This is a genomic window from Streptomyces sp. NPDC093252, from assembly GCF_040683675.1.
In the GTDB taxonomy this organism is placed as follows: Bacteria; Actinomycetota; Actinomycetes; order Streptomycetales; family Streptomycetaceae; genus Streptomyces.
Genome location: NZ_JBFBEM010000003.1, coordinates 305327 through 331719 on the forward strand (window position 1 = coordinate 305327; position 26393 = coordinate 331719).

Annotated in this window: 28 protein-coding genes; 7 read left to right on the plus strand and 21 right to left on the minus strand. The window is 72.3% G+C overall.

The features are described from left to right. The first annotated feature begins 1 nt into the window (after nucleotide 1). Nucleotides 2–1561, plus strand: a complete 1560-nt coding sequence (locus tag AB0O01_RS07350; RefSeq protein ID WP_365311508.1) for a sodium:solute symporter family protein — start codon at nucleotides 2–4, stop codon at nucleotides 1559–1561. A gap of 151 nt (nucleotides 1562–1712) precedes the next feature. Here AB0O01_RS07350 and AB0O01_RS07355 read toward each other — a convergent pair whose 3' ends face one another. After that, nucleotides 1713–2825, minus strand: a complete 1113-nt coding sequence (locus AB0O01_RS07355) for an ADP-ribosylglycohydrolase family protein (RefSeq protein WP_365311509.1) — start codon at nucleotides 2823–2825, stop codon at nucleotides 1713–1715. Between the two features lie 95 nt (nucleotides 2826–2920). On the opposite strand from AB0O01_RS07355, the gene AB0O01_RS07360 reads away from it, so the two are divergent. Then, nucleotides 2921–3466 (plus strand): DUF2165 domain-containing protein, encoded by a 546-nt coding sequence (locus AB0O01_RS07360; RefSeq protein ID WP_365311510.1) that lies wholly within the window; start codon nucleotides 2921–2923, stop codon nucleotides 3464–3466. 42 nt (nucleotides 3467–3508) lie between these two features. Here AB0O01_RS07360 and AB0O01_RS07365 read toward each other — a convergent pair whose 3' ends face one another. The 14 genes from AB0O01_RS07365 to AB0O01_RS07430 form a co-directional block, all read right to left on the minus strand. Then, nucleotides 3509–4072: a hypothetical protein gene (locus AB0O01_RS07365; RefSeq protein ID WP_365311511.1), complete on the minus strand. Its 564-nt coding sequence runs from the start codon at nucleotides 4070–4072 to the stop codon at nucleotides 3509–3511. A 104-nt stretch (nucleotides 4073–4176) separates the two neighbouring features. Continuing rightward, nucleotides 4177–5049 carry a DUF4231 domain-containing protein gene (locus AB0O01_RS07370; RefSeq protein ID WP_365311512.1) on the minus strand — a complete coding sequence of 291 codons (873 nt, stop codon included), beginning with the start codon at nucleotides 5047–5049 and terminating at the stop codon, nucleotides 4177–4179. A 100-nt stretch (nucleotides 5050–5149) separates the two neighbouring features. Next, nucleotides 5150–5455 carry a muconolactone Delta-isomerase family protein gene (locus AB0O01_RS07375; protein ID WP_365311513.1) on the minus strand — a complete coding sequence of 102 codons (306 nt, stop codon included), beginning with the start codon at nucleotides 5453–5455 and terminating at the stop codon, nucleotides 5150–5152. A gap of 35 nt (nucleotides 5456–5490) precedes the next feature. Then, nucleotides 5491–6978, minus strand: a complete 1488-nt coding sequence (locus tag AB0O01_RS07380) for an aldehyde dehydrogenase family protein (RefSeq protein WP_365311514.1) — start codon at nucleotides 6976–6978, stop codon at nucleotides 5491–5493. Then, entirely contained in the window at nucleotides 6975–8042 is a 1068-nt protein-coding gene (locus AB0O01_RS07385; RefSeq protein WP_365311515.1) for an oligopeptide/dipeptide ABC transporter ATP-binding protein, read from the minus strand. The genes AB0O01_RS07380 and AB0O01_RS07385 overlap by 4 nt, the downstream gene beginning before the upstream one ends. Continuing rightward, entirely contained in the window at nucleotides 8039–9076 is a 1038-nt protein-coding gene (locus tag AB0O01_RS07390; RefSeq protein WP_365311778.1) for an ABC transporter ATP-binding protein, read from the minus strand. Before AB0O01_RS07390 ends, AB0O01_RS07385 begins: the two co-directional genes overlap by 4 nt. 79 nt (nucleotides 9077–9155) lie before the next feature. Then, a complete protein-coding gene (locus AB0O01_RS07395; protein ID WP_365311516.1) occupies nucleotides 9156–10106 on the minus strand; it encodes an ABC transporter permease in 951 nt (316 codons plus the stop codon). A 27-nt stretch (nucleotides 10107–10133) separates the two neighbouring features. After that, on the minus strand, nucleotides 10134–11045 hold the full coding sequence (locus tag AB0O01_RS07400) for an ABC transporter permease (RefSeq protein ID WP_365311517.1): 912 nt from the start codon (nucleotides 11043–11045) through the stop codon (nucleotides 10134–10136). Nucleotides 11046–11058: 13 nt separating this feature from the next. Beyond that, the gene (locus tag AB0O01_RS07405) at nucleotides 11059–12705 is read right to left on the minus strand and encodes an ABC transporter substrate-binding protein (protein WP_365311518.1); all 1647 of its coding nucleotides are present in this window, start codon (nucleotides 12703–12705) and stop codon (nucleotides 11059–11061) included. A 25-nt stretch (nucleotides 12706–12730) separates the two neighbouring features. Continuing rightward, on the minus strand, nucleotides 12731–14383 hold the full coding sequence (locus tag AB0O01_RS07410; protein ID WP_365311519.1) for an NAD(P)/FAD-dependent oxidoreductase: 1653 nt from the start codon (nucleotides 14381–14383) through the stop codon (nucleotides 12731–12733). A 1-nt stretch (nucleotide 14384) separates the two neighbouring features. Then, nucleotides 14385–15368 (minus strand): membrane dipeptidase, encoded by a 984-nt coding sequence (locus tag AB0O01_RS07415; RefSeq protein WP_365311779.1) that lies wholly within the window; start codon nucleotides 15366–15368, stop codon nucleotides 14385–14387. Between the two features lie 44 nt (nucleotides 15369–15412). Then, on the minus strand, nucleotides 15413–16141 hold the full coding sequence (locus AB0O01_RS07420) for an aspartate/glutamate racemase family protein (RefSeq protein ID WP_365311520.1): 729 nt from the start codon (nucleotides 16139–16141) through the stop codon (nucleotides 15413–15415). A 294-nt stretch (nucleotides 16142–16435) separates the two neighbouring features. Next, complete coding sequence (locus AB0O01_RS07425; RefSeq protein ID WP_365311521.1) at nucleotides 16436–17275, minus strand: IclR family transcriptional regulator; 840 nt, start codon at nucleotides 17273–17275, stop codon at nucleotides 16436–16438. Nucleotides 17276–17402: 127 nt separating this feature from the next. Next, a complete protein-coding gene (locus AB0O01_RS07430; protein ID WP_365311522.1) occupies nucleotides 17403–19988 on the minus strand; it encodes a bifunctional FO biosynthesis protein CofGH in 2586 nt (861 codons plus the stop codon). Nucleotides 19989–20222: 234 nt separating this feature from the next. Here AB0O01_RS07430 and AB0O01_RS07435 point away from each other — a divergent pair, with 234 nt between their 5' ends. Next, entirely contained in the window at nucleotides 20223–20744 is a 522-nt protein-coding gene (locus tag AB0O01_RS07435; RefSeq protein WP_365311780.1) for a GNAT family N-acetyltransferase, read from the plus strand. 101 nt (nucleotides 20745–20845) lie between these two features. Here AB0O01_RS07435 and AB0O01_RS07440 read toward each other — a convergent pair whose 3' ends face one another. From AB0O01_RS07440 to AB0O01_RS07460, 5 genes are all read right to left on the minus strand, one after another. Further along, entirely contained in the window at nucleotides 20846–21052 is a 207-nt protein-coding gene (locus AB0O01_RS07440; RefSeq protein WP_365311523.1) for a DUF397 domain-containing protein, read from the minus strand. A gap of 77 nt (nucleotides 21053–21129) precedes the next feature. After that, entirely contained in the window at nucleotides 21130–21333 is a 204-nt protein-coding gene (locus tag AB0O01_RS07445; protein ID WP_365311524.1) for a DUF397 domain-containing protein, read from the minus strand. 76 nt (nucleotides 21334–21409) lie between these two features. Next, nucleotides 21410–21616 (minus strand): DUF397 domain-containing protein, encoded by a 207-nt coding sequence (locus tag AB0O01_RS07450; protein ID WP_365311525.1) that lies wholly within the window; start codon nucleotides 21614–21616, stop codon nucleotides 21410–21412. A gap of 78 nt (nucleotides 21617–21694) precedes the next feature. Further along, nucleotides 21695–21901: a DUF397 domain-containing protein gene (locus AB0O01_RS07455; protein ID WP_365311526.1), complete on the minus strand. Its 207-nt coding sequence runs from the start codon at nucleotides 21899–21901 to the stop codon at nucleotides 21695–21697. Next, nucleotides 21898–22770 (minus strand): helix-turn-helix transcriptional regulator, encoded by an 873-nt coding sequence (locus tag AB0O01_RS07460; protein ID WP_365311527.1) that lies wholly within the window; start codon nucleotides 22768–22770, stop codon nucleotides 21898–21900. Before AB0O01_RS07460 ends, AB0O01_RS07455 begins: the two co-directional genes overlap by 4 nt. 404 nt (nucleotides 22771–23174) lie before the next feature. Here AB0O01_RS07460 and AB0O01_RS07465 point away from each other — a divergent pair, with 404 nt between their 5' ends. Next, nucleotides 23175–23759, plus strand: a complete 585-nt coding sequence (locus tag AB0O01_RS07465) for an ATP-binding protein (protein WP_365311528.1) — start codon at nucleotides 23175–23177, stop codon at nucleotides 23757–23759. Between the two features lie 214 nt (nucleotides 23760–23973). On the opposite strand, the gene AB0O01_RS07470 is transcribed toward AB0O01_RS07465, so the two are convergent. Next, nucleotides 23974–24825, minus strand: coding sequence for an endonuclease/exonuclease/phosphatase family protein (locus tag AB0O01_RS07470; protein WP_365311529.1), 852 nt, complete (start codon nucleotides 24823–24825; stop codon nucleotides 23974–23976). Nucleotides 24826–24979: 154 nt separating this feature from the next. Between AB0O01_RS07470 and AB0O01_RS07475 the strand changes: the two genes are divergently transcribed. The 3 genes from AB0O01_RS07475 to AB0O01_RS07485 all read left to right on the plus strand — a co-directional run bounded on the left by AB0O01_RS07475 (nucleotide 24980) and on the right by AB0O01_RS07485 (nucleotide 26385). Continuing rightward, nucleotides 24980–25456 (plus strand): nitroreductase/quinone reductase family protein, encoded by a 477-nt coding sequence (locus AB0O01_RS07475; RefSeq protein WP_365311530.1) that lies wholly within the window; start codon nucleotides 24980–24982, stop codon nucleotides 25454–25456. A gap of 9 nt (nucleotides 25457–25465) precedes the next feature. Beyond that, nucleotides 25466–25786, plus strand: a complete 321-nt coding sequence (locus tag AB0O01_RS07480; protein WP_365311531.1) for a hypothetical protein — start codon at nucleotides 25466–25468, stop codon at nucleotides 25784–25786. Between the two features lie 131 nt (nucleotides 25787–25917). Then, the gene (locus AB0O01_RS07485; protein WP_365311781.1) at nucleotides 25918–26385 is read left to right on the plus strand and encodes a nitroreductase family deazaflavin-dependent oxidoreductase; all 468 of its coding nucleotides are present in this window, start codon (nucleotides 25918–25920) and stop codon (nucleotides 26383–26385) included. The last annotated feature ends 8 nt before the right edge of the window (nucleotides 26386–26393 follow it).

Sequence of the window (26393 nt, forward strand, 5' to 3'; positions counted from 1 at the left end):
CATGAACGGTCTCGACTGGGCCGTGCTCATCGGCTACTTCGGCGTCATGGTCGCGATCGGCGTCTGGTCCCACAAGCGGGTGGACAGCGTCAGCGACTTCTTCACCGCCGGGGGAAAGATGCCGTGGTGGCTGTCCGGCATCTCGCACCACATGTCGGGCTACAGCGCGGTCATGTTCACCGGCTACGCGGGCATCGCCTACACCTACGGTGTCACCTCCTTTGTGACCTGGTCCTTTCCCATCGCCCTCGGGATCGCCATCGGGTCGAAGCTGTTCGCGCCGCGGATCAACCGGCTGCGCGGACGGCTGCATGTGGCCTCGCCGCTGGAGTATCTGAAGAACCGGTACAACCTGCCCACCCAGCAGGCGCTGGCCTGGTCCGGGATGCTGCTGAAGATCGTGGACGTGGCGGCCAAGTGGGCGGCCATCGCCACCCTGCTCGCCGTGTTCACAGGTGTGTCCCTGAACCAGGGCATCCTGATCACCGGTGTGGTGACCGGCATCTACTGCACCATCGGCGGACTGTGGGCGGACGCGCTGACCGAGCTGGGCCAGTTCGTGATCCAGCTCCTCGCCGGGCTCGCGATGTTCGTCGCGGTGCTGGTGGAACTCGGCGACTACGGCGGCTTCTTCGGCGTCTGGGACCGGCCGGAGCTGGACGGCCATGAGAAACCGCTGGTGGGGCCGTACGGCACGGTCTTCCTGCTGGCGTTCCTCTTCATCAAGCTCTTCGAGTACAACGGCGGGATGCTCAACCAGGCCCAGCGGTACATGGCCACCCCCACGCCCAAGGAGGCGGAGCGGTCGGCGCGGCTGTCGGCGGCGCTGTGGCTGGTCTGGCCGCTGGTGCTGTTCTTCCCGATGTGGATGTCGCCGCTGCTGGTGGAGTCGCAGAAACCGGACGGCTCCGACTCGTACGCGCTGATGACCGAGCAGTTGCTGCCGCACGGGCTGCTGGGGCTGGTCATCGTCGGTTTCTTCTCCCACACCATGGCGATGTGCTCCTCCGACGCCAACGCCATCGCGGCGGTCTTCACCCGGGATGTGGCGCCGGTGCTGTCCGCGAAGGCGCGGTCGTGGTCGGAGCGGTCCGGGCTGATCGCGGCGCGGGTCACCACGGTGGCGTTCCTGGCCCTGTCGATGGCGGTCGCGACGCAGATCAACTCCCCCACCTTCAAGGACATCATCACGGTCGTCATCAAGTGGGTGGCCGGGCTGATGGGGCCGATCGCGATTCCGATGATGCTGGGTCTGCTGCGGCAGTTCCGGCGCTCGGGGCCGACGGCGGCGCTGGGGTCGTGGGGTGCGGGGCTGCTGGCGTTCTGGCTGGTGAACTATCCGATCAACTGGAGCGTGGAGGGCGGGGTGCCGTTGCAGTACCAGGTGTCGGTGCCGCTGGCGGTGTCGCTGGTGCTGTATGTGCTGATCGGCTGGCTGAAGCCGGAGGACACACCGGAACGGGACGCGATCATCGAACGGATCAACACGGACGACGACGACAGCGCCGCCGCGGCTGCCGTCCCGGCACAGTCGGGGGGCGGCACCCCGGTGAGGGACTGATCCGGCGGGGGGGATACGGGCCGGTTCTCAGGGGCGCGGGGAACCGCGCACAGAGCGGACAGGCGCGGTGACAAGGAAGCGCCCTCGCGTTTTTAGGGGCGCGGGGAACTGCGCGAGCACCCCCCACTCAGCCGCGCCCGGCATCGAACCCCTACCGGGGATACCGCGTCAGCCAACCCGGCGCCGCCGCCGCAGGGGTGTGCAGGGCGGAGCCCTGGGTCATTTCCATGGCGAAGTCGTCGGCGAGTTCCAGGATCGTCGCGCGGCCCTCCAGCTCGGCCAGCCAGGCCGGGGGGAGGGCCGTCTCGCCGTGCAGGGCGCCCAGCAGGCCCCCGGTCAGCGCGCAGGTCGCCCCCGAGGGGCCCTCGTGGTTCGCCGCGAGGCGCAGGCCCTGGCGGACGTCGTCCGCGACCAGCGCGCAGTACACCGCACCCGACAGCACCGCCGCCGCCGTGCCCCCCGCCACCAGCTCCGTCACCCGGTCCGGTGTGGGGATGCCCTGGCGGACCGCGCCGAGGGACCGTTGCAGGGCCCCGGAGACCGGTTCGTGGCCGGGGCGGGCCGAGAGGAGGGACAGCGCCCGCTGCACCGCCGCGTCCAGCCCGTCGCCCCGCGCGAGCCCGTGCACGACCACCGCGTACGCACCCGCGGAGAGGTACCCCACCGGGTCGCCGTGGGTCTGGGCGGCGCACTCGATCGCGAGCTGGACGACGAGTTGCGGCTCCCAGCCCACCAGCAGGCCGAACGGCGCGGAGCGGGCCGTCGCCTCGGGGCCGGTCTCCCCCGGGTTCTTCGGGGTGTCCAGGGTGCCCATGGTGTCGTCGCCGAGGCCCAGCAGCAGGGCCCTGGTCGGGGCGCGGCGGGCGTACAGCCACTCCTCGCGGGCCAGCCAGCCGTCGTCCTTGCGGCGCTCGTCCGGGCCCCAGTCGCGCTGGGTCGCCGCCCAGCGCAGATACGCGCGGTGCAGATCGGTCGGCGGGTGCCAGGCGCCGGTGTCCCGGCGGACCTGGGCGCGTATCAGCCCGTCCACGCTGAACAGGGTGAGCTGGGTGAGATGGCTGACCGCGCCGCGCCGGCCGTGCGCCGGGACCAGGTCGACCAGGCCCTCGGCACCGTACGCGGCCCGGATCGCGTCCAGGCCGAGCGGGTCCACGGGGGCGCCGAGGGCGTCGCCGACGGCCGCCCCGAGCAGCGTGCCGCGCACCCGGCTGCGGAAGTCCTGCTGTTCGGCGCGGCCCCACCCGGCACCGGACGTGGTCTCCACCCGGACCCCCTTCTGCCCTCGCGTCCCGTGCTACGACAGCTCAGCACTGTATTCGACATGGAATGGCGGGACCGGTCCCTGGAAAGATCCGTGTCATGACCACTTCCACCCCCACCACCCCAGCCACCACCGCCGCACCCGCCGCGCCCTCGCGCGCCCCGTGGCTGGCCGCGCTGGCGCTCACCGGCACCCTGGCCCTCTACATCGCCCTCGTGGCCCTCGGGAACATCACCGACTTCGATTCGAACCAGCAGTTCGTCCGGCATGTGCTCGCCATGGACACCACCTTCGGGGACGAGGACCTGATGTGGCGGGCGATCACCAGCACCGCTCTCCAGGACGCCGCCTATGTGGCGATCATCGTCTGGGAGACCGTCGCCGCGCTGGTGCTGATCGCCGGGACCTGGTTCTGGGCCCGCCGGGACCTGGCGCGGGCGCGGCGCTGGTCGACGTACGGGCTGCTGATGCTGATGCTGCTGTTCGGGGCCGGGTTCATAGCGATCGGGGGTGAGTGGTTCGCCATGTGGCAGTCGGAGGACTGGAACGGGCTGGACGCGGCGACCCGGGTGTTCCTGATGAGCGGGGTGGTGCTGCTGGTCAACCAGTTGCCGGACGCCGTGCGGCGGCGGCAGCAGCCTTAGTCACTCGGCCGCAGTCACTCTGCCGTAGTCGCTCGACCGTAGTCACTCGACGACCGTGACCGTCGTCCCCGTCGTGCCGAAGGCCCACAGGGCGTCGCTGTCCGCCGACTTCATGCGGATCCCGCCGGTCCGGAGGCCGGCGGCGGGCGGCGGGGGCGAGGAGCCGTCCAGCGCGCTGGAGAAGGCGACGTTCACCCCGGACCGGGCGGCGAAGTAGACGATGTTCTCGATCTCCACGCCGTCCGAGCCGGTGGTGGACTCGGCGCGGTCGCCGACCGTGTAGGTGCCGGGGTCCGGGTCGACCGTCCCCGGCCAGACGGTGAAGGTGCGGCGGGCCGCGTCGCTGGCGTCGACCAGCCAGACCCGCCGGTCGGCGAGCGCGTACACGATCCGGCGTCCGCTGCCGGAGCCGTCCGGCACCCGGACCGAGGCCGGTTCGCTGGGCCCCGGCGAGGCGCTCGCCGACGCCGACGGTTTCGGGTCGTCCGGGGCGGCCACGGGGCGCGGGCCCTCGGCGGCCTGGACGGCGAGGGCGCCGACGGCGGTGACGGCACCCGCGGTCAGCCCGGTGATCCAGATCCACGAGGGCAGCCGACGAGCAGCCACGGCACCCAACTCCTCAGTCTCCGGGAGACTCCGGCCCCGAACGGCGCCGGGCACGGTCCCGGCGACCGCGGCGGCGTCGGATCATCGTACTGTGCCCGTACCGGTCAGCCCGCCCCCCGCGAGGCCCGCCACATGGTGTGCTCGCGGCTGATGGCGTCCTCCGCGTCGGCGACCTCCTGCGCCCAGGTGTCCTCGTCGGTGTGCGCGAGACGGCCCTGGATGACACTGAGTTCGGTGGCGGCGAAGGTGTAGGCGCGGCCCTGGGTCTCGTACTGGCGGACCGCGAACCAGGCCGAGCCCGCGCCGAGGACGGCGGCGAGGATGCCCGCGAGGTCGAAGTCGTAGACCCCGGTGAGGCGGAGCACGGCGGCGGTCAGGCCGAGGCCCTCCACCGCGATCAGCAGCAGCCGCCAGGTGCGGGCCCGGGAGACATTGGCCGTGGCCTTGCGGGAGTACCAGGCGAGCTGGCCGCCGATCCGGCCCTCCAGATAGACGCGGCGGCGCTCGTCGAAGGGGAGGGCGCGCAGGGCGTTCATCTCCTCGGTGACGGCGGTGGAGCCGACCGGGGCGAGACTGACCGGCGGTGCCTCGCGCAGCAGGGTCTCCAGGCGGGCGTGGAAGCGTTCGCGGGCCTCGGGGAGCGGGAGGCCGCCGGGGAAGGGGGCGCCGCCGACGGCGTACCGCCAGGCCAGGGTCTTGGTGGACTCGGCGAGGGCCCGGCCGTCGTACCACGCCTCCTCGGGGCGTTCGGTGAGCAGCCAGATCTCCACGCACACGGTCGCCACGAACACCAGGACCAGCGCGACGACCGCCCCGCGCGAGCCGAGCGCCCCGCACACCGCCGCCGCGACCGCGAGCACCAGCCGCCACTGGGTGCCGCCGAGGTAGCGGCGCTGGCCGCTGGTGGACGCCCGGTCCGAGGAGCGGAACACCACCGGCATCCCGTCGTCGTGCAGCCCCGGCCCGCTTCCCGTCATCCCTGTGCCCCCGCGCTCGTCCCGTGCCGTCCCGTCACATCAACCGCCTCTTTCTACCCGGTCGTTGGCGGTGGGCGGGGATGAACGAAGGGAAGGGAGGTCAGCCGGTGGTGCTCAGGGGGGCCGGGGGGAGCGGGTCGACCGGGTGGACGGCGAGGGCGTGCACGGTGACCGTCATCCAGGGCCAGACCGGGAGGGAGGAGATGATGGCGTGCAGTTCGGTGGGGTCGGCGGCCCGCCACAGGCCCCAGTTCTCGGTGCGGCCGGGCACCCGCCACATCCGGACGAGATGCCCGGCGGCGGCCAGTTCGGCGGCCCGGTCGCGCTCGGCGGCGGACACCGCGTCCTTCTGGGCCGGGTCCATGCCGTGCGGCCAGGCGATCCGGATATTGACGAGGAATTCCATCGGTACGGGCTCTTTTCTCGGGTGGGCGGGCGCGGTCAGCCGGCGAAGGGGTCGGGGGCGGTGCCGTACTCGGTGACGACGGACTTGGTGCGCAGGAACTCGGCGACGGCCTCGACGCCGTTCTCCCGGCCGAGGCCGGACTGCTTGTGGCCGCCGAAGGGGACGGACCAGTGCAGCAGGCGGTAGGTGTTGACCCACACCACCCCGGCCTCCAGCCGGGCGGCGACCCGGTGGGCGCGGGACGCGTCGCGGGTCCACAGCCCGGCGGCGAGGCCGTACTCCAGGGAGTTGGCGGCGGCCACGGCCTCGTCCTCGCCGGTGAAGCGCTGGACGGTGACGACGGGGCCGAAGATCTCCTCCCGGCACACCGGCATCTCCGGTCGGACCTCCGCGAGGACCGTCGGCAGATACCAGAAGCCGTTCTTGGCCTCCCCGTCGAGGTCGGGCGCGCGGCCCCCGGTGAGGGCCCGGGCACCGGCCCGTACGGCGTCGTCGACGTAGGACGCGACCCGGGTCAGGGCGGCGCGGGAGGCGAGGGGGCCGATCTGGGTGGCGGGGTCGCGCGGGTCGCCGACGCGCAGCCGGTCCACGGCGGCGGTGAAGCGGGCGAGGAACTCGTCGTATATCCCGTCCTGGACCAGCAGCCGGGAGCCGGCCACGCAGGTCTGCCCGGCGGCGGAGAAGGCGCCCTGGCGGGCGGCGGCGACGGCGGTGTCCAGATCGGCGTCGGCGAAGACCAGATGGGCGGACTTGCCGCCCGCCTCGCACACGAAGGGCTTCATCCGGGCGGCGGCCCGCGCCCCGAGGTCCCGGGCGACGGCGGTCGAGCCGGTGAAGGTGACCAGGGCGACATCGGGGTGCTCGGTCAGCAGCCGGGCCTCCTCGGCGCCGCCGATGACGGTACTGATCACACCGGGCGGGAACCCGGCCTCCTCCCGGGCGAGTTCGGCCAGCCGGACCGAGGAGGCGGGTGCGTGCGGCGGCGGCTTGAGGACGACGGTGTTCCCGGCGGCGAGGGCCGGGGCCAGCTTCCAGGAGCCCAGGGAGAGCGCCCCGTTGAAGGGGGTCAGCGCGGCGACCACCCCGAACGGCTCCTGCCGGACCAGGGCGTGGGCGGTGGGGCTCAGGGTGCGGGAGCGGTCCTCCAGGGTCTCGGCGACGGCCGCGAAGTAGCGGTACCAGCGGACCAGGGCGGCCACCTCGGCGCGGGTGGCGGTCAGGGGTTTGCCGTTGGCGCGGGTCTCCAGGCCGGCGAGTTCGTCGGCGTGCGCGGCGAGGACGTCGCCGAGGCGGTGGAGGAGGTCGGCGCGGGCGTGCTGGGGCGTCGCGGCCCAGTCCCGGGCGGCCCCGGAGGCGGCGGCGACCGCTTCCGCCACGGCGTCGGGATCCTGGTGGGCGGTGGCCCACCGGGCCCCGGTGGCCGGGTCGATCAGCGGCACCTCGGTACCACCGGGGGCGCGACGCCGGTCCCCGGTGTAGGAGGTCCAGCGGGGTGGGGTGGGGGTGGGGGTGGACGGGGTCATGACGGGGTGGTCCCTTCGGTGGCGGTGAGGGCCTCGCGGACGGCGGGGTCGTCGTGGTGGTGGCAGGCGACGGTGTGGGCGTCGCCGGGGGTGGCGCCCGGCGTCGCGGGCAGTTGCGTGGTGGGTGGGGGCTCGGTGCGGCACAGGTCCGTGGTGAAGGGGCAGGCGTTCTGGAAGCGGCAGCCGGGGGGCGGGGCGGCGGGGTCCGGGGGCTCGGCGCGGGCGCGCAGACCGGCGCCGGGGAGCGGGGCCCTCGGGTCGGGCACCGGGACGGCGGCCAGCAGGGCGTGGGTGTAGGGGTGGCAGGGGGCGGCGAAGACCTCGGCGCAGGGGCCGCTCTCCATGACCCGGCCGCCGTACATCACCACCACCCGGTCGGAGATGTGCCGGACCACGCTCATGTCGTGGGAGATGAACAGGAAGCTCACCTCGCGGTCCCGGCGCAGGTCCTTGAGGAGGTTGACGATCTGGCCCTGCACGCTGACATCGAGCGCGGAGACGATCTCGTCGCAGACGATGAAGCGGGGCTCGACCGCGAGGGCGCGGGCGATGGCGGCGCGCTGGCGCTGTCCGCCGGAGAGTTCGTGGGGGTGGCGGGCGGCGAGTTCGGGGGCGAGGCCGACCTGGGCGAGGAGTTCGGCGGCGCGCTCGGCGGTCCGTTCCCGGGGGACCGTGCGGTACACCTGGACGACCTCGCGGATCATCGCCCCGATGGTCATCCGGGGGTTGAGACTGGCGTACGGGTCCTGGTGGACGATCTGGGCGACCCGGGGCAGGGTCCGGTCGGCGCGCAGTCCGGCCAGCGGGCGCCCCTCGATGAGGATGCGTCCGGCGGCCACCGGGGAGAGCCCGACCAGGGCGCGTCCGGTGGTGGTCTTGCCGCTGCCGCTCTCCCCGACGACGGTCACGATGGAGCGGGCCGGGACGGTGAAGGAGACGCCGTCCACCGCGCGGGCGGTGCCGGTGACCCGGCGCAGCACCCCGGTGCGCACCGGGAAGTGGACCTGGAGGTCCTCGACGGTGACGGCGTCGGTCACCTCGGCGGCGGTCGGTGACGGGCTCATGCGGGGGCTCCTGCCGGGTGCGGGGCGTCGGCGGCGGACGCCGGGTAGGGGCAGCGGACCAGGTGGGCGGTCCGGGCCCCGGTGAGGTGGAGGAGTTCGGGGACGGCGTCGCCGCACGCGGGGCGGGCGGTGGCGCAGCGGGGCTCGAAGGCGCAGCCGGGGGGCGGGGCGGCGGGGTGGGGCGGGAAGCCCGGGATGGCGGGCAGCCGGTCCACCTGGCGGTCCATGCGGGGGACGGCGGCCATCAGGGCGCGGGTGTAGGGGTGGCCGGGGGCGTCGAAGAGGGCGGTGGTGGGGGCGGTCTCGACGATCCGGCCGCCGTACATCACCGCGATGCGGTCGGTGACCCCGGCGACCACACCGAGGTCGTGGGTGATCAGGACGAGGGCGGTGCGCAGTTCGCGGCGGAGCCGGTCGATCAGGGCGAGGACCTGGGACTGGATGGTGACGTCCAGGGCGGTGGTGGGTTCGTCGGCGATCAGCAGCCGGGGTTCGCGGCTGACGGCCATGGCGATCAGGACGCGCTGGCGCATACCGCCGGAGAGTTCGTGCGGGTAGGCGCGGAGCCGGTCGCGGGGGGCGGGGATGCCGACCAGGTCGAGGAGTTCCTCGCAGCGGGCGCGGGCCGCGCGGCGGCGGTGGCCGTCGTAGCGGACGAGGGGTTCGGCCATCTGGGCGCCGATGGTCATGGCGGGGTTGAGCGCGGACAGGGCGTCCTGGGAGATCAGGGCGATGCCGCTGCCCCGGATCCGGCGCAGGGCGCGGGCGCCGAGCCCGGTGAGGTCCCGGCCGTCGAAGGTGATCCGGCCGGAGATCTCGGCGCCCTCGTGCCCGAGCAGCCCGAGCACGGCCAGCATGGTCTGGCTCTTGCCGCACCCGGATTCGCCGACGACGCCCAGGGCCTCGCCCTCGGCGACCCGGAAGGAGACGTCCCTGACGGTCTGCACGGTCTGCACGGTCTGCGCGGGGGCGCCCCGCGCGGGGCCGCGGTCCGGGTAGGCGACCCGGAGGTGTTCCACTTCCAGAACGGACATGACGGTGTCCGTCCCCCTCTCCGTCCCCATCTCCGTCTCCGTCTCCTTCTCCATCTCCTCCTCCATCTCCCTCTCCCTCCTACGCGAGCTTGATCTTGGGGTTGAAGTACGCCTGGACCACGTCGACCAGGAAGTTGATGAGCACGAAGGCGACGGCGATCATCAGGATTCCGCCCTGCACCAGGGGGATGTCCCGGGTGGAGATGGCCTGGTGGAGGGCGAGGCCGATACCGGGCCAGGAGAAGACCGTCTCGGTGAGCACGGCCCCGCTGAGCAGGAACCCGGCCTGGAGGCCGATGACGGTGACGACGGACGGCATGGCGTTGGGCAGGACGTGGCGGACGACGACCCGCAGTTCGCCGATGCCCCGGGAGCGGGCGGTGCGGACATAGTCGTTGCCGATCACCTCCAGGACCGCCGAGCGGGTCATCCGGGCGATCACCGCCAGGGACCAGGCGGCGAGGGTGAGCACCGGCAGCACCATGTGCGCGGCGACATCGAGGAACCCGCCGCTGCCGCCGATGGAGGTCATGCCGGTGGCGGGCAGCATCCGGAGCTGGAGCGAGAAGACGACGATCAGCACCAGCCCGAACCAGAACGAGGGCACGGAGTTGAGGAAGAGGACCCCGACCGTCAGCCCCCGGTCGCGCAGGGAGCCCGGCTTCATCGCGGCCCAGGTGCCGATGGCGACCCCGGCGAGGGCGGCGACGACGATCGCGGTGCCGGACAGCAGCAGGGTGTTGAGGAACCGGTCCGAGAGCACCTCCGAGACCGGGCGGCCGAAGGAGAGGGAGCGGCCGAGGTCGCCGCCGAGGAGGTTGCCGAGGTAGGTGAAGTAGCGGGAGAGCGCGGGCTCGTCGAGTCCGAGGTCGGCGCGCAGGGCCTGCCGGTCCTCCTCGGTGGAGGTGGGGCCGAGCAGGGCGGTGGCCTGGTCGCCGGGGATGATCTGGCCGAGCGCGAAGGTGGCGATGGTGACCCCGAGGACGACCGGGATCATCTGGAGGGCCCGGCGCAGGGTGAAGGTCAGCATGGCGTGACTCCTGGGCTGTTCATGACTTCAGGACCGGCCGCGCCGGGCGGTGCGGCTGCGGGGGTCGAGACGGTCGCGTACGCCGTCGCCGAGCAGGTTGAACCCGATGGCCAGGACGACGATCACCAGGCCGGGGACGGTCGCCACATGCGGGGAGGTGACCAGCAGGGCACGGCCGCCGCTGAGCATCTGGCCCCAGTCGGGGGCGGGCGGCTGGGCGCCGAGGCCGAGGAAGGCGAGGCTGGCGCCGAGGATGACGTTCCGGCCGGTCTGGAGGGTGGCGAAGACGACCAGCGGGCCGAGCAGGTTGGGCACGATGTGGCGCAGGGCGATCCGGCGGTGCCGGTAGCCGAGGACGGCGGCGGCCTCCACGTACTGCTCCTGCCGCAGGGACACCACGCTGCCGCGGACGATCCGGCCGAACTCGGGGACGGTGACCACCACCATGGCGATCACCATGGAGGTCAGCCCCGGGCCGAGGGCGACCCCGATGCCGAGGGCCAGCAGGATGCCGGGGAAGGAGAACATCACGTCGAAGACCCGCATCAGGACGCTGTCCGGCCAGCCGCCCGCGTAGCCGGAGACCAGGCCGAGCAGTCCGCCGATGACCAGCGCGAGCAGCGTGGGCACCACGGCGACCAGCAGGGCGAGGCGGCTGCCGTGCATCAGCCGGCTGAGGATGTCCCGGCCGACCTCGTCGGTGCCGAGGAGATGGCCGTCGGTGAACGGGGCGAGGCCGATGGCGGCCGGGTCGGTGGCGAGCGGGTCGGCGGGGGCGATCCACGGGGCGAGCAGCGCCACCAGGACCGTCCCGGCGACGACGGCGCCGCCGATGATCGCGGTGGTGTTGCCGCCCCGGGCGGCGCGCAGCCGCTCCCGCAGCCCGGCGGTGACCGGGGGCACGGCGGTGGCCTCGGGAACGGCCTTGGTGGCGGTCATGGCGGGAACCTCCTCACCCACGGCGGACGGTGGTGTAGTCGATGTAGACGGAGGGGGCCGCGACGACCCCGTCGACCGTGCGGCCGAGCAGGCGGGGCAGCCGGTCCTGGTAGAGGAAGACCCAGGGGGCGTCCTCGGCGATGGTGTCGGCGGCCTGCCGGTAGAGGCCGGTGCGGGTGGCCTCGTCGGACTCGGCGCGGGCCCGGTCGAGGAGGGTGTCGACGGCCGGGTTGCGGTACCAGCCGCGGTTCACGCCGTCCGGCGGGTGCAGTTCGCCGCTGAACATCCGCTCCAGGAAGTCCCCGGCGTCGGCGCCGGTGGTCCAGCCGTTGAAGGAGCCGTGGACGCCGTCCTTGTAGCCGCCGCCCTCCTCGGCGACCAGGGAGGCGAACTCCATGTACTGGACCTCCAGTCGGACCCCGACGGCCTTCAGGTCCTGCTGGATCAGCGACATGATCTCGGTGGCCTGGGAGAACCCGGGCCCGCTGTCGGGCGCGAGCAGCTTCAGCCGTACGGGGGTGGGCACCCCGCTCTCGGCGATCAGCCGCCGGGCCAGCGCGGGGTCGTGGGCGTACCGGTCGCCGCCGGTGCCGTCCTCCCGGTACGCCTCGTTGCCCCGGGCCAGCGGGCCGGACGACGGGGTGACCTGGTCGGCGGTGAGGGTGGCGATGGCCCGCCGGTCCACGGCGTGGTTGAGGGCGCGGCGGAAGAGGGCGTTGTCGGTGGGCGCGGTACGGGTGTTGAGCCGCAGGAAGTACTGGTTGGCGGGTTCCGGGTACTGGACGGTCATGGTGCCCTGCCCGGCGAGCTGGCGGACCTGCTGGGCGCCCGCGCTGAGGATGGCGTCGACCTCGCCGGTCTGGGCGGCGATGGCGAGGGTGGTGGGGTCGCTGACCGACTCGACGATGATGGACCGGGTGCGCGGGGTGCCGCCCCAGTAGCCGGTGTTGCGGGCCAGCTCGACCCGTTTGCCGTGGTCGGCGGCGCGCTGGCGGAAGGGCCCGGTGCCGACCGGGTGGAGCCCCACCTCGTCGGGCCCGTACTCCGTCAGCACGGCCGGGCTGATCAGGGACATCCGCCGGTCGGTGAGCACCCGGGGCAGCCCGGCGTACGGGGTGGTGAGCCGCAGCACGATGGTGTGCGGGCCGCCGACCTCGACCCGGTCGATCCAGCGGGTCAGGAACTTCATGTTCCCGGCGGCGGTGGGGTCGTGGACCGGGGACTTCTCGTCGGTGATCCGGTCGAAGTTCAGTTTCACGGCGTCCGCGTCGAAGGGGGTGCCGTCGGTGAAGGTGACCCCGGTGCGGAGCCGGAGGGTGTAGGTCATGGCGTCGGGGGACGCCTCCCAGGAGGTGGCCAGGGCGGGCCGCAGCGCGGGCGCCCGGTCGGTCTCGGTGCCGAGGTCCTCCCGGATCAGCGGGTCGAACAGCGCGTCCACGACCCGCAGCCCCACGGTCCCGGACAGCCGCTGCGGATCGAGGACGGGGATCTCGCCCTCGGCGCCGATGACCAGGGTGCCGGGGTCGCGCCCGAAGTCCGGCGGTGTGGCGCAGCCGGTGAGCAGCAGCGCCCCGGCGGCCAGGACGCCGAAGCCCCGGCGGGAGACGGTACGGAGGGGACGGTTCGGGCCGGGCGGCCCGGGTGGTGGTGTGAGCCTCATGGACGGTGCCTTTGCTCGGGGAGTCTCATGGGGGCGGTCTGTGGCCGCCGGAGCGGCCGACGGGGTGGCCGGACGGGCGGGGCGGTTCGTTGGCGTGCCGCAGGTCGTTCAGGACCGTCGCCGCGGTGTTCCGGCCGGGGATGCCGGTGACGTAACCGCCCGGCCAGGTGCCGCTGCCGCCGACGTAGAGGCCGGGCAGCGGGGTGCGGTGGGCGGCGAGGGCGGGGTGGGGGCGGGTGCCGAAGAGGGTGGCGGGGAGCATGTCGCCGTGGGTGATGTTGGAGCCGGTGAGGCCGAGTTCGCGTGCCATCTCGACCGGGTTCATGAAGCGGTGGGCGACGATCCGGTCGGCGAGGCCCGGCATCAGCAGGCCGAGCTGTTCGACGCAGCGGCGGCCGAAGCGGTCGGTGCGGCCGGCGTCCCAGGGGCCGTCGTGCGGCCGGTAGGGGGCGTGCCAGGCGTTGACGCTGATCAGGTGGGTGGTGCCGGGGGTGAGACCGGGTGAGGTGAGGGTGGGGGTGAGTCCCCACATCAGGATCTCGTCGCCACTGCGGCCCTCCAGCGCCGCCGTGATGGCCTGGGCGATGCTCGCGGGCGAGGACCCGAAGCGGAACTGGCAGCGCCGGGCCGCCTCGGGGTCGGTGCCGTCCGGGAGTCCCGCGTACGGCGGCAGGCCGTCGACCTCCAGGACCACCTTGAACGCGGAGCCGCGCATCGGGGTGGCGAGGACGGCGTCCCCGATCCCGGGGTCCATGGCGTCCGGTGCCAGCAGGTCGCCGAAGAGGTGATGGGGGTTGACGGTGGAGATCACCCGGGGTGCGAGGAACTCCTCGCCGGACGGGGTGACCACACCCCGCACCCCGTCCGGCCTGTGCAGGACCCGGGCGGCCGGGGTGCCGGTGCGCAGCTCGACGCCGTGGGCGCGGCAGGCGGCGGTGAGGGCATCGGCGATGGCGCTCATGGAGCCGACCGGGAGCCCGGTGGAGCCGCGCAGGGCGACCCGTTCGGCGCCCTCCGGGTCCCGGCCCCCGGCGGCGGCGAGCGCGAAGGGCCGCATCAGCAGCCCGACCCCGCTGCCCGGCTCCGAGGGCGGGACGAGCTGGGCGTTGAGCGCGAGCAGCATCAGCAGCGCCTTGGCCCGGTCGGAACGCAGATGGGCGTCCAGCAGCTCCGTCAGCCCCCGGTCGAAGACCAGCTCGAACAGCCGCAGGTCATCAGGGTCGGACAAACGTTTCCGCAGGACCTCGGCCCCGGGCGGCGGGGTGTCCAGCCGGACCCCGAGCCGGGCGCCCAGCCGCTCGAGACCGCCGATCAGACCCCGGTAGCGGGCGGCCTCGCCGGGCGCGAAGGCGTCGAGCTGGGCATCCACCCGCCCCTGATCCCGCCACCCGACGAAACACCCTTCGTCGAACCGGTGCACCACGGTCGGATCGACCCGGACGAACCGCAGCCCGTACCGGGCGAGGCCGAGTTCGGCGACGACGTCCGGGCTGAGCGAGCCGGGCGAGTTGGTGAAGGCCAGCCTGCGGCCGGGCAGGAACTCGTACCCCCCGCAGGGCCCACCGGCCACCGGCCGGGACTCCAGGACCGCGACCCGCAGTCCCGCCCGCCCCAGATAGGCGGCGGTGACCAGCCCGTTGTGGCCCGCGCCGACGATCACGGCGTCATAGCGGCGCATGTCAGGTCCGGGCGGCGGCGGTGAAGCCGTCCTCGAAGAGGTCCAGCCAGTTGGCGCCGGAGATCCGCTCGACCTCGGCGGCGGTGAAGCCCCGGGCGAGCAGCCGCTCCCGGACGAGGGCGTACCCGCGCCCGGCGGCGAACCACTCCGGGAACTCGACGGGCCCGGAGATCGGGACCATGGGGCTGCGGCTCCAGCGGCCCTGCCGCCACCAGTGGAGTTCCTCGTCGCCGTGCCCGGCGTAGTAGTCGGAGCCGAGGCCGACATGCTCGACACCGATGAGGTCGACGGTGTGGGCGACCATGTCGCAGAACCGGTCCACCGTGCAGTCGACCCCGTCGGGCGCGATCCTCGGATACATGCTGAGCCCGACCACTCCCCCGGACGCGGCGGTCTGCTTGAGCACGGTGTCGGACTTGTTGCGCAGCGCGAGTTCCACGTCCTCGCCGACGAAGGCGCGCGGGTTGGCGTGGGTGACGGCGACCGGCCGCTCGGACGCCTCGATGGCCTCCAGCGTGGTGCGCTCATTGCAGTGCGAGAGGTCGACGACCATGCCGACCTGGTTCATCTCGCGGATCAGATTGCGGCCGTAGGTGCGGGACAACCCGGCGTCGTCGCCCTCCCAGCAGCCGGCGCCCGCCGAGTTCTGGGTGTTGTAGGTGAGCTGGGCGATCCGCACCCCGGCCTGGTGGAAGGCGCCGACGAGATCGAGGTCGTCCTCGAACGGCGAGCTGTTCTGGAACCCGAGGACGACGGCGGTACGGCCCTCCCGTCCGGCGGCGCGGATGTCGTCGGCGGAGCGGCCCTCGCGCAGCAGATCGGCGTGCTCGGCCAGCAGCCGCTGCCAGCGGCCGACCTCGCGCATGGTCTCGGTGGAGTCCTCCCAGATGGCGACGGTGGCGTGGATCGCGGTGATCCCGGCCGCCCGCCACTCCTCGAAGCGGTCGCGGGAGGGCTTGACGAACTGGAGGGCGTCGACGAGCACGGGGGCGTTCTCCTTGGCGTGGGGGCGGGGACCGGAACCGGCGTTCATCGCTCGGCGATCAGGCCGAGCCGCCCGAGCGCCGGGATCTCGTCCCGCAGACCGAGGTGGCGCAGGGCCCGCCACAGGGACGCCTGGTTGCTGCTGACGACCGGCAGCCCGGTGTCCATCTCCAGATAGGGCAGCACCTCGAAGGTGCGGAAGGTGCCGCAGGAGATCAGCAGCGCGTCGGCGTCCGGCGCGGCCCGGTGCAGCCTGCGCCCCAGCCGATAGGCACTGTCGGCGTCATGGACGCTGGCCTCGTAGGGGTCGGTGATCTGGAGCCCCTCGACCACCGGGACCTCGAAGCCGACGGCGGTGAGATAGGCGCGCAGGGCCTCGTTGACCTCGTCGGTGTAGATGGAGCCGACGGCCACGGAGGTGGCGCCGACCGCGCGCAGGGCGTCCACCTGGGCCTGCATCATCGTGATGGCCGGGACGCCGGTCTCGGCGGTGATCTCGGCGGTCACCTTCTCGTCGGTGCCGGGGCCGGGGATGAAGGTGCCGGGTGCTCCGCACTGCACGATCAGATCGACCTTGGCGGTGGCGAGCTGCCGGGACGCCTCCAGGACCTGCGCCATCATCGTCCGCAGCCCCTCGGCGTCGACCTTGGGCACGATGGTCCGCGCGTCGGCGAAGGCCACGCCCGTCGGAGCGACGGAACGCCACTCCTCGGCCCCCTCGATCGCCGTAGCAGGACGTATCTGCCCAATACGGGCACGCCAGCCGAGTAGCATACGAATCCCTCTTTCTCACGATGACCCGAAGGGGCCGGAAGGGGTGTGTCCTCAATCTGGGACAGTGGACCAGATCGGTTGGGACAACGTACCTACGGCGACGGAGACAGGTCAATGGGGAAGATTGAGGAAGAAGGGGAGCACCGAATCCGCCATCGGGCAGCGTGATCCGGCCACTGATGACGTAGGTGAGGAGAACGCCTTTAGGGGCGCTGGGGGTACCCCCCTCTGGGGGAGGAACTGCGCGACCGGCTCCCACCGGCCCGCACCTCAAAGAAAGAAAGCGAAAAGCCGTCAGACCGGCTGACGCCACCGCACAGTGATCTCAGCCGCCGCGGCCCTGAGCAACGGCACCAGCTCCGCCGTCCGCTCGTCCGTCAGCCGCGCCTGCGGCCCGTAGATGCTGAGCGTGGCCACCATCCGCCCCTGCGTCCCGATGGGCACGGCCACCCCGCACCCCCCGGGGATCCACTCCTCCCGGCTGACCGCGAACCCCTGCTCACGGGCCAGCCCGATCCGGGCGAGGACGGCGGACTCGGCCCCGGCGTCCCCACCGGCATGCTCGCGCACCAGCGGAGCGAGCCGCTCGGGCGGCAGCATCGACAGCAGGACCCGCCCGGTGGCGCCGGAGAAGAGGGAGTACGGACGGCCCACGCCCGTGATCAGCCGCAGCGGCTGAGGGCTCTCCGCCTCGTAGACGGTGACCCGGCGCCCGTCGACGACGGTGGAGACACAGGCGGTCTCACCGGTCAGCGCCGCGATCCGGGACGCGGTCGCGGAGGCGGCGCCGACGAGATCGCTGTTGGCGGTGTGCTTCCAGGCGAGGGTGAGGGCGGCGGGCCCGATGACGTACTTGCGGGTGCCCTCGTCCGCGACGGCCAGCCCCTCGTGCTCCAGGGAGGCGAGGATGCGCTGCACCGAACTCTTGCTGATCTCCAGGTCCCGGCTCAGTTCCCGGACCCCGCGGGGCCGGTCGGCGTCGGCGAGGGCCTTGAGCACCTGGAGGGCGTGGTCCACGATCTGCACGGTCGCCACGGGACGCGCCCCCGGGCCGGGCCGGTCGTCGTCACCGCCGGGAGCGGCGGGCGGACGGCCGGCCCCGTCGGGGGCCGCGGAGTCAGGTGCAGTCGCCATGGAGCGCGGCAATCTCCCTCATGAGCGGGTGGGACGGGGAACACGACCGGCACGCCGGCCCCATGAGCGACCGAATACCCAAGGCACTGAGCGATCGATTCACCGAAACGGCAGTATCACACAGGCCCTAGTCGAGCAGGGGCAGCAGTTCCGGCAGATGGCCGTCCGAGGCCCGCGCGGCGTGCTGCCGCTCCTCGGGGACCTCGCCGTAGAGGGTGGTACGGGGCCGGGCCGGGCGCCCGGCGGCCTCCGCCACGGCGATCAGGTCCCGTACAGACTTGTAGGAGCCGTAGGAGGAGCCCGCCATCCGGGAGATGGTCTCCTCCATGAGCGTCCCGCCCAGGTCGTTGGCGCCGGAGCGGAGCATCTCCGCCGCCCCCTCGCTGCCCAGTTTGACCCAGCTCGTCTGGATGTTGGGGATCCAGGGGTGGAGCAGGAGCCGGGCCATGGCGGTGACCGCGCGGTTGTCGCGGACGGTGGGGCCGGGGCGGGCGATCCCGGCGAGATAGACGGGGGCGTTGGTGTGGATGAAGGGGAGGGTGACGAACTCGGTGAAACCGCCGGTGCGCTGCTGGATACCGGCCAGGGTGCGCAGATGGCCGAGCCAGTGGCGGGGCTGGTCGACATGCCCGTACATCATGGTGGAGGAGGAGCGCAGGCCCAGTTCGTGGGCGGTGGTGACGACCTCGATCCAGGTGGCGGCGGGGAGTTTGCCCTTGGTGAGGATCCAGCGGACCTCGTCGTCCAGGATCTCGGCGGCGGTGCCGGGGATCGAGTCGAGCCCGGCCTCCTGGGCGGCGGTGAGCCACTCGCGGATCGACATCCCGGTGCGGGTGGCGCCGTTGACGACCTCCATCGGCGAGAAGGCGTGCACATGCATGCCCGGCACGCGCTCCTTCACAGCCCGCGCGATGTCGAAGTAGGCCGTCCCCGGCAGATCCGGATGGATACCGCCCTGCATGCACACCTCCACCGCGCCGACCTCCCACGCCTGCTGGGCGCGGTCGGCGACCTGGTCCAGGGAGAGGGTGTAGGCGTCGGCGTCGGTGCGGCGCTGGGCGAAGGCGCAGAAGCGGCAGCCGGTGTAGCAGACATTGGTGAAGTTGATGTTGCGGGTGACGATGTAGGTCACGTCATCGCCGACCGCGGCCCGGCGGACATCGTCGGCGATCCCGCAGAGCGCGTCCAGCGCCGAGCCGTCGGCGTGCAGCAGGGCGAGCGCCTCGTCGTCGGTGAGCCGGGTGGGGTCGTCGGCGGCGGTGGCGAGGGCGGCGCGTACGTCGGTGTCGATGCGGGACGGGACCATGCCGGGGGCGGCGGCCTCGCGCAGGGCGCCCCAGTCGCCGTACACCTCGTCGAAGTCCTCGCGGCGGTCGCCGGTACGGCCCTCGGTGTCGATGGTGGCGTGCAGATCGGTGCGTCCGGAGGCGGTGAACGCCTCGTCGGGCTCCTGCCAGGGGCGGCCCTCGACGGTGGCGTCCGGGAGGGCGAGCCCGGTGGCGGGGTCGGCGAGCGCGGCGACATGCGGGCGCAGCCGGGGGTCCAGCCAGGGCTCGCCGCGGCGCACGAACTCCGGGTAGACGCAGAGACGTTCCCGCAGCGCGAACCCGGCGGCCCCGGAGCGCGCGGCCAGCTCCTCGATCTGCGGCCAGGGGCGCTCGGGGTTGACATGGTCGATGGTGAGCGGGGAGACCCCGCCCCAGTCGTCGATCCCGGCGCCGATCAGCCGCTCGTACTCACCCTCCACGAGATTGGGCGGGGCCTGGAGGCAGGCGGCGGGGCCCATGAGATGCCGGGCGACGGCGATGGTGGCGACGAGTTCGTCCAGTTCCGCGTCCGGCATGCCGCGCATCGCGGTGTCGGGCTTGGCGCGGAAGTTCTGGACGATGAGTTCCTGGATGCCGTGGTAGGTCCGGGCGACCTTGCGCAGCGCGAAGAGCGACTCGGCGCGCTCCTCGTAGGTCTCGCCGATGCCGATGAGGAGGCCGGAGGTGAAGGGGACGGAGGAGCGCCCGGCGTCCTCCAGGACCCGCAGCCGGACGGCGGGTTCCTTGTCCGGCGAGCCGTGGTGCGGCCCCCCGGGCTCGGACCACAGCCGGGTCGCCGTCGTCTCCAGCATCATGCCCATGGAGGGCGCGACGGGCTTGAGCCGCTGGAAGTCGGTCCAGCTCATGACGCCCGGGTTGAGGTGGGGCAGCAGCCCGGTCTCCTCCAGGATCCGGATGGAGATGGCCCGGACGTAGGCGATGGTGTCGTCATACCCATGCGCGTCGAGCCACTCGCGCGCCTCGGGCCAGCGGTCCTCGGGCTTGTCGCCGAGGGTGATGAGGGCTTCCTTGCAGCCGAGGGCGGCGCCCTTGCGGGCGATGTCCAGCACCTCGTCCGGGGACATGAACATCCCGTGTCCCGCACGGCGGAGCTTGCCGGGGACGGTGACGAAGGTGCAGTAGTGGCACTTGTCCCGGCAGAGCCGGGTGAGGGGGATGAACACGCTCTTGGAGTAGGTGATGACGCCGGGACGGCCGTGCTGTTCGAGACCGGCGTCCCGGACGCGGGCGGCGGACGCGGTGAGGTCCGCCAGCGCGGGGCCGCGGGCCTGGAGCAGGGTGGTCGCTTCCGCGAGGTCCAGGGCGACGCCGTCACGGGCGCGTTTGAGGGCGCGACGCAGGGAGTTCTCGGTGGGGCCGGGTCCGGTGGTCGCGGGTGTCGTCATCCTTCGAGGATACGAGTGGCTCCGCCGGAGCTGCCGGGATGCCTCGTGACGGGTTGCCGCTCTTCGAGGAGAAGCTGGTGGACCCCGACGGCCTTCGGACCGCTGTCCGGCGGCTGGCCGAAGGGCCCTACCGCGAAGACGGAGACGCGCAATTGCTCGAAGTCCTGGACCTTCACTTCGCCGCTCGATCTTTCCTCTAGCCCCTTCCCACCCTCAGGAGCCAGCGTGTTCGCCATGCGCCCGGCCACAGCCGATGACATCCCCGCCGTGGAGAAGATGATCCTCGCCCGCTCCGGTTGGCTGGAGGAGTGCGGGCTCCCGAGCTGGCGGGAGAACGCGGCCGAACTCGCGCGCCAGGCGGAGAATCCAGATGACGACGTGTGGGTCCTCGCAGAGGATGAGGGGCGCGTCGTCGGCTGCACCACCGTTCAGGAACAGACCCCTCCGTGGGGCTGGACGGAAGAGGAACTGAACGAACCGGCTCACTACCTCTACACCACGGTCACCGACCCCGCGTACCGCGCCATGAAGCCGGGAACCGCCATGGCGCTGTGGGCGGTGGACCGGGCAGCGCAGCAAGGGCGCACATGGGTTCGCCGTGGCTGCCATTTCCCGAGACTCGTGAGGTACTACGAGACCCAAGGGTTCGCGCTGGTGCACGAGGTGCAGCGCACGCGCACCAAGGTCTATCTCATGGGACGCCGAGCCGAGCGCGTCACGGATCTGGAGGAACGGTTCCGGGCGCTGGCGGGGTGATGACGGGTTCACCAATCCGGCGCGCTGGGGGCGGGCGCAAGCGTCGCGCCGGTGTCACGCGCGGAGGCCCCCGCTCCGGTGACGGGGCGGGGGTACGTGGGCTACGGGCGGAACTGGTCGGCGTTGACGCCTCGGATGAACCCGGCCCAGTCCTCTCGCGAGAACAGCAGGGTCGGGCCGGTGGGGTTCTTGCTGTCACGGGCGGCGACCGCGCCGGGCAGGCACGCGACCTCCACGCATTCGCCTTCGCCGCTGCTGTAGCTGCTCTTGATCCAGCGGGCAGTGCCGACGGAGTCGGGAGTGCTCATGTTGTCTCCAGTTGTCGAGTCAGCTCGTGCCTTGTCTTGACGAACCGGTGATTCGCGGGAGCGCTGGGGTGCGTGGGTTACGGGCGGAACCCGTCGGCACCAGCACCTCGGATGAAGCTGCCCCAACTCTTCGAGGGGAAGACGAGGACCGGCCCAGTGCGGTGCTTGGTGTCGCGGGTGGCGATCCCGTCGCTTGTCTGGGCGACCTCTACACAGGCGCCCTGACCGCTGCTGTATGAGCTTGTCCGCCACGCAGCGTTGCTGAGGTCGGGAGTGTTCATGCTGTCTCCAGTTGCCGGATCCACCCATGCCTCGTCTTGCAGAACCGGTGATTGACGGGGCGCTTGGCTGCGTGGGCTACGGGCGGAACTCGCCGGCACTGACGCCTCGGATGAACCCTGCCCAGTCCTCCCGCGCAAACACCAGGACCGGGCCGAGGGGGTTCTTGCTGTCCCGGGCGGCGATTGAGCAGCCAACTGCGGCGACCTCTACGCACTGGCCTTCGCCGCTGCTGTAGCTGCTCTTGATCCAGCGGGCGGTGGCGCGAGAGTCGGAAGTGTCCACGCTGTCTCCAGTTGTCGAGTCTGCTTGGGCCTCGTCTTGACGAACCGGTGATTCGCTGGGGTGCTTGGGGTGCGTGGGCTACGGGCGGAACCCGTCGGCACTGACGCCTCGGATGAACCCTGCCCAGTCCTCCCGCGCGAACACCAGGACCGGGCCGGTGGGGTTCTTGCTGTCACGAGCGGCGACCGCGCCGGGCAGGCACGCGACCTCTACGCATTCGCCTTGGCCGCCGCTGTATGAGCTTATGAGCCAGGCTGCGTCGGTGAGTTCGACGGCGGTGTTCATGCTGTCTCCTCTCCTCGCCTCAGGTCCTGCATCGCTGTCGCGATCAGGCTGAGCGAGTCGTCGGGGCTGAGTGCCAGCGCCCGCAGGGCGCTGAAGGTGTCGGTGTACAGGCTGATGTCGGCTTCGGATTCGAGGAAGACATCACGGGCCATCCCTTCGATGTACACGATCTCGTCCGCATCAGCGTCCGGGAAGCTGAGCAGGCTGAAGCTCCCCTGCATTCCGGGGTGCGCCCCGACCTCGTACGGGATGATCTGTACATCGATGTGCGGCTGATCGGCGACTACTTGCAACCGCTGCATTTGCTCAACCATGACTGCGGGTCCCCCGACGCAGCGCCGTAGCGCGGCCTCATCGATGACAACGGTGAAGTCGAGGGGGTCGTCCTTGGTCAGTAGCGCTTGGCGTTCCATGCGCGCCTGTACGTGCTGGTCAATGTCCTTGGTGGTAGCCGATGGCCAGACACCGGGGATCACAGCACGCGCGTACCGCTCGGTCTGGAGCAGGCCCGGTATGAACAGGCTCTGATAGTTGCGGACCCCTGACGCCTCGGCCTCGAAGGCGATGTAGGCGGTGAGCTGTTCGCGCAGGTCGGAGTGGTAGGGACGCAACCACCCCGGCGTATCCGCTCCCTTGGCGAGTTCGAGGATCTCGCTGCGGTCAGCGTCGCCGACCCGGTAGGTGTCCAGTATCGCGATCACGGTGCGCGGCTGGGGCGTCACGCGGGCGCTCTCGATGCGATAGAGCGTCGTGCGGCTGATGCCAGTCCGTTCGGTCACCTCCTCGTGGCTCAGCTCGGCGGCTTTCCGCAACCGTCGCAGCTCTGCTGCCAGACGACGACGGCGGACCGTCGGCGGCTTCGCGGTCACGCTCACATCCCTTCACGCGCATGAGCGGGTCAGCGCCGAGTCTGGCTCACGCCGGGTCGGATCGCCAAGTTCAATCCCAAATGCATCCGATGCATACGAACCAGTTGCACAGGACCCTGCTGCAAGTCCATGCTGAGGACCAGCACGACACTCACCGTGACGAGACCGTCGCTGTGAGTCGACGCTGCCCTGCAATGGGCGGCCAGGCTCGCGGGGCCGATCCGCATCACCGTCGTGCGCACATCGCGGCAGGTGGGCCGCGCGTTTGGGCGTGGCCCGGATCGTCTGGAAGGACCGACCTTGACCCTCATCACGTATGTCCTCGATCGTCTGCTGCCCGGCAGCGGGCACCGCAGGCGGTCCGCCTGCTCGCGGTGCCGGGGGGTGAGCGCGGGGTGGACCGAATGACGTACTGGTTCCAGCACGCGGCCACGTCCAAGGCCGTGCCGTTGGGACGGCGGTTCGCCGCCAACGTGCTGGACGACTGGGGCCTCTCCCACATGCGCGAGTCCGTGACCCTGGTCGCCTCGGAGTTGCTGACCAACGCCGTGCGGGCCACCGGCATCACTGAGCCCGGCGTGACGTATCAGGATCGCGAGACTCCGCCGCTCGTGGCGGTCCGGCTGCGCATGACCGGTGGGCGACTGCTGGTCGAGGTCTACGACACCTGCCGCACCCTGCCCAGGATGCGGACGCCCGAGTCGGATGCCGAGGACGGGCGTGGCCTGCCCCTGGTGACCCTGTTGAGCGAGCGCTGGGACGCGTACCGCCACCCCTCGGGCGGCAAGGTCGTGTACGCGGTGATGCCTCTTGTGCCTCCGCCGGTGCGGGTCACGGAAGCCGAGGCGGAGCCCGCCCCGGAGCCGTTGCCGGGCCGGGTCCCACCACCTCGTGGGGAGTCACGGGTCGGCCCCGACGCCGCGCTACTGACCGGTCTCCAGGGGCTGTTGGAGCACAGGCTGAGCCGCCTCGCGGCGCTTGGTCCGTGACGGCACGTCGCCGCCGCCCCGGAGGCCGGCCCCTACTACCGCCACCGCGACCTCTGCATCGCGGAGCACATCAACCATCACCCGCGGAAGCGAACGGTCCGGCTCGGCAGCCCTGACGGACCGCACAGGGGTCTGCCGACCTGAACATCGGACATCTGCCGCCCCTCAAGTCGGCGCGAAACTCCCGGAGGCCGCCGAATGGCGAATGCGCCGCTCACCATCCCCTCTGAACGGCGAGGTCCGCGAGGTCCGCCACCACCGCCGTATGGTCGGACGGCCACACCCCGTCCACCGGACCGTCCGCCGCGCGCCGCACCGCGCGGACCCGGCCGAGGCCGTCGGGGCCGGGGCGGCCGACGTGGATGTAGTCGACGCGGGCGGGCGGGTAACCGCCCTGGGCGACATACGGGTTCGCGGGGTCCCAGGTCGCCCACGGGGCCCCGGGATCGGCGTACTGCCAGGCGTCGTAGAAGGTCTGGCCCGGTACCGGAGGGGCCGTCACCTGGCCGCCGAAGAGACGGATCTCGTCGGAATCGGGGAAGGCGTTGAAGTCCCCGGTGACGACCGGCGGGAAGGCCGTGTCCCCCCGGTGCGCGGCCACGAACTCCGCCAGGGCGGTGACCTGCCCCATCCGGACGGCGGATCCGTGCGGCACGGAAGTGAGGTGGGTCGTGAAGAACGGCACCTCGTACTGCGGGGCCGCGAGCCGGGTGTAGAGGGCGAGGCGGCCGTCGTCCAGGTCGGCCGGGGCGCTCAGGGGGAGTGTGGCCCGTTCCAGAACCGGCCACCGGCTGAGGACCGCGATGCCTATGCCGACTTCGGGATCGCCGATCCGCCGCTGCCAGCGCTCGGGCGCGTGCGAGGGGGCGTAGACGGCATGCAGTCCCAGTTCCCCGGCCAGCCAGTCGGCGAGACTGCCGCCACCGTCCCCGTCGCCTCCGCCGTCCCAGACCTCCTGGAGGCCGACGACGTCCGGGCGCAGGTCGCGGAGGGTCGTGAGGATGGCTTTCTGCCGGGCTTCCCAAGGGCCGAACCGCCACCACAGATTCCAGGACACGACCCTCATACCGCGCGGCCCCCCGCTCTCGCCCCGTCACTCGGGGACCATTGAAGCAAGGGGGAGGAGGGAGGGGGAGGATGGAGACGTGGGGTACGCCTCCGTATGCCCATACGTCCATGTGTGCGTGACCGAACGTTCATCCTCACGAAGGGAGCGCTTCATGTCATCCTCGCCGTCTTCGTCTCCGTCTTCCTCTCCGTCTCCGTCTTCCTCTCCGTCTCCGTCTTCCTCTCCGTCTTCTTCTCCGTCCCGGTGGGCGGACCTCAGGTTCCGTGCGGCGACGGCCTTTCAGCGCCGGGTGGCGAATCCGGTGGCGCGCCGGATGCCCGGTCAGATCCTGCTGGAGACGACGGGCCGGGTGTCGGGGCGGCCCCGGCGGACGCCGGTGGGGGGTCGGCGGTTGGGGGACGCGTTCTGGCTGGTGTCGGAGTTCGGGGACCGCTCGCAGTACGTCCGCAACATCCAGGCGGACCCGCGCGTCCGCGTCCGGCTGCGGGGCCGGTGGTACGAGGGCACGGCCCATCTCCTGCCGGACGACGACCCGGTGGCGCGGCTGCGGACACTGCCCCGGGGGAACAGCGCGGCGGTGCGGGTGGTGGGGACGCGGTTGCTCACGGTGCGGGTGGATCTGGGCTAGGTTCCCGCCATGGAGCCGCTGACGTTCGACTACGACTACCTGCATCTGCGCCTGGAACACGGGGTGTTCGAACTCTTCGGGTTCGGCAGATCCGAACTCCGGGTGCCGCTGCGGTGGCTCGGGGCGCTGGTGCACTACAAGAAGCCCGACCGGCCCGGCGAGTTGTTCATCGGGACCGTACGCGATCCGGGCGCCGCGCTCTACGGCACCGACCGGGCCGCCTTCCGGTACAGCACCTCACCCTCGTTCCGGGTGCCGCCCGGGGACGAGCCGTTGTTCCGCGCGTACTTCACCGAGGTGGCCGCGCTCGCGGACCGGAGGGTGGTCTGAGGGGGACGCGGCGGGACCGGGGCCGCCGTCCGGCGCGGCAAGGTCGTCCCGGACGGCGGGTGCCGGATCACCGGACCGCGTCCCGCCGGGCTCTCCGAGGGGGACGGGCGGGTGGCGGTGTGAGGGCGGTGATCCGTGGTGTGGTGCAGCGGGTGTCCGCGTCCCGGGGGTTCGCCCGGGTGGCGCCCTACGTCGTTCCCGAGCTGGACCGGGGGGTGCACCGGCTCACCGGGGGGCGGGTCATGCTCAGCGGGCTGATGCTGCCGAGCCTCGTGCTCACCGCGCGCGGGGCGCGCAGCGGGGTGGCGCGGCGCACTCCGCTCGCCTGTCTGCCGGAGGGGGGCGGGGCGGCCGGGTGGCTGCTCGTCGGGTCCAACTTCGGGCGGGTCCCCCATCCCGCCTGGACCGCGAATCTGCTGGCCCACCCGGACGCCGTCGTCACCTGGCACGGCACCGATGTGCCGGTCACCGCCCGGCTCCTCACCGGGGCCGAGCGGGACACCGCCTGGCGGTCACTGGTCGGGCTCTGGCCGCCGTACGCCGTCTACCAGGAGCGGGTGGAGCGGGAGCTGCGGGTGTTCCGGCTGGTACGGAGGTGAGGGGCGGG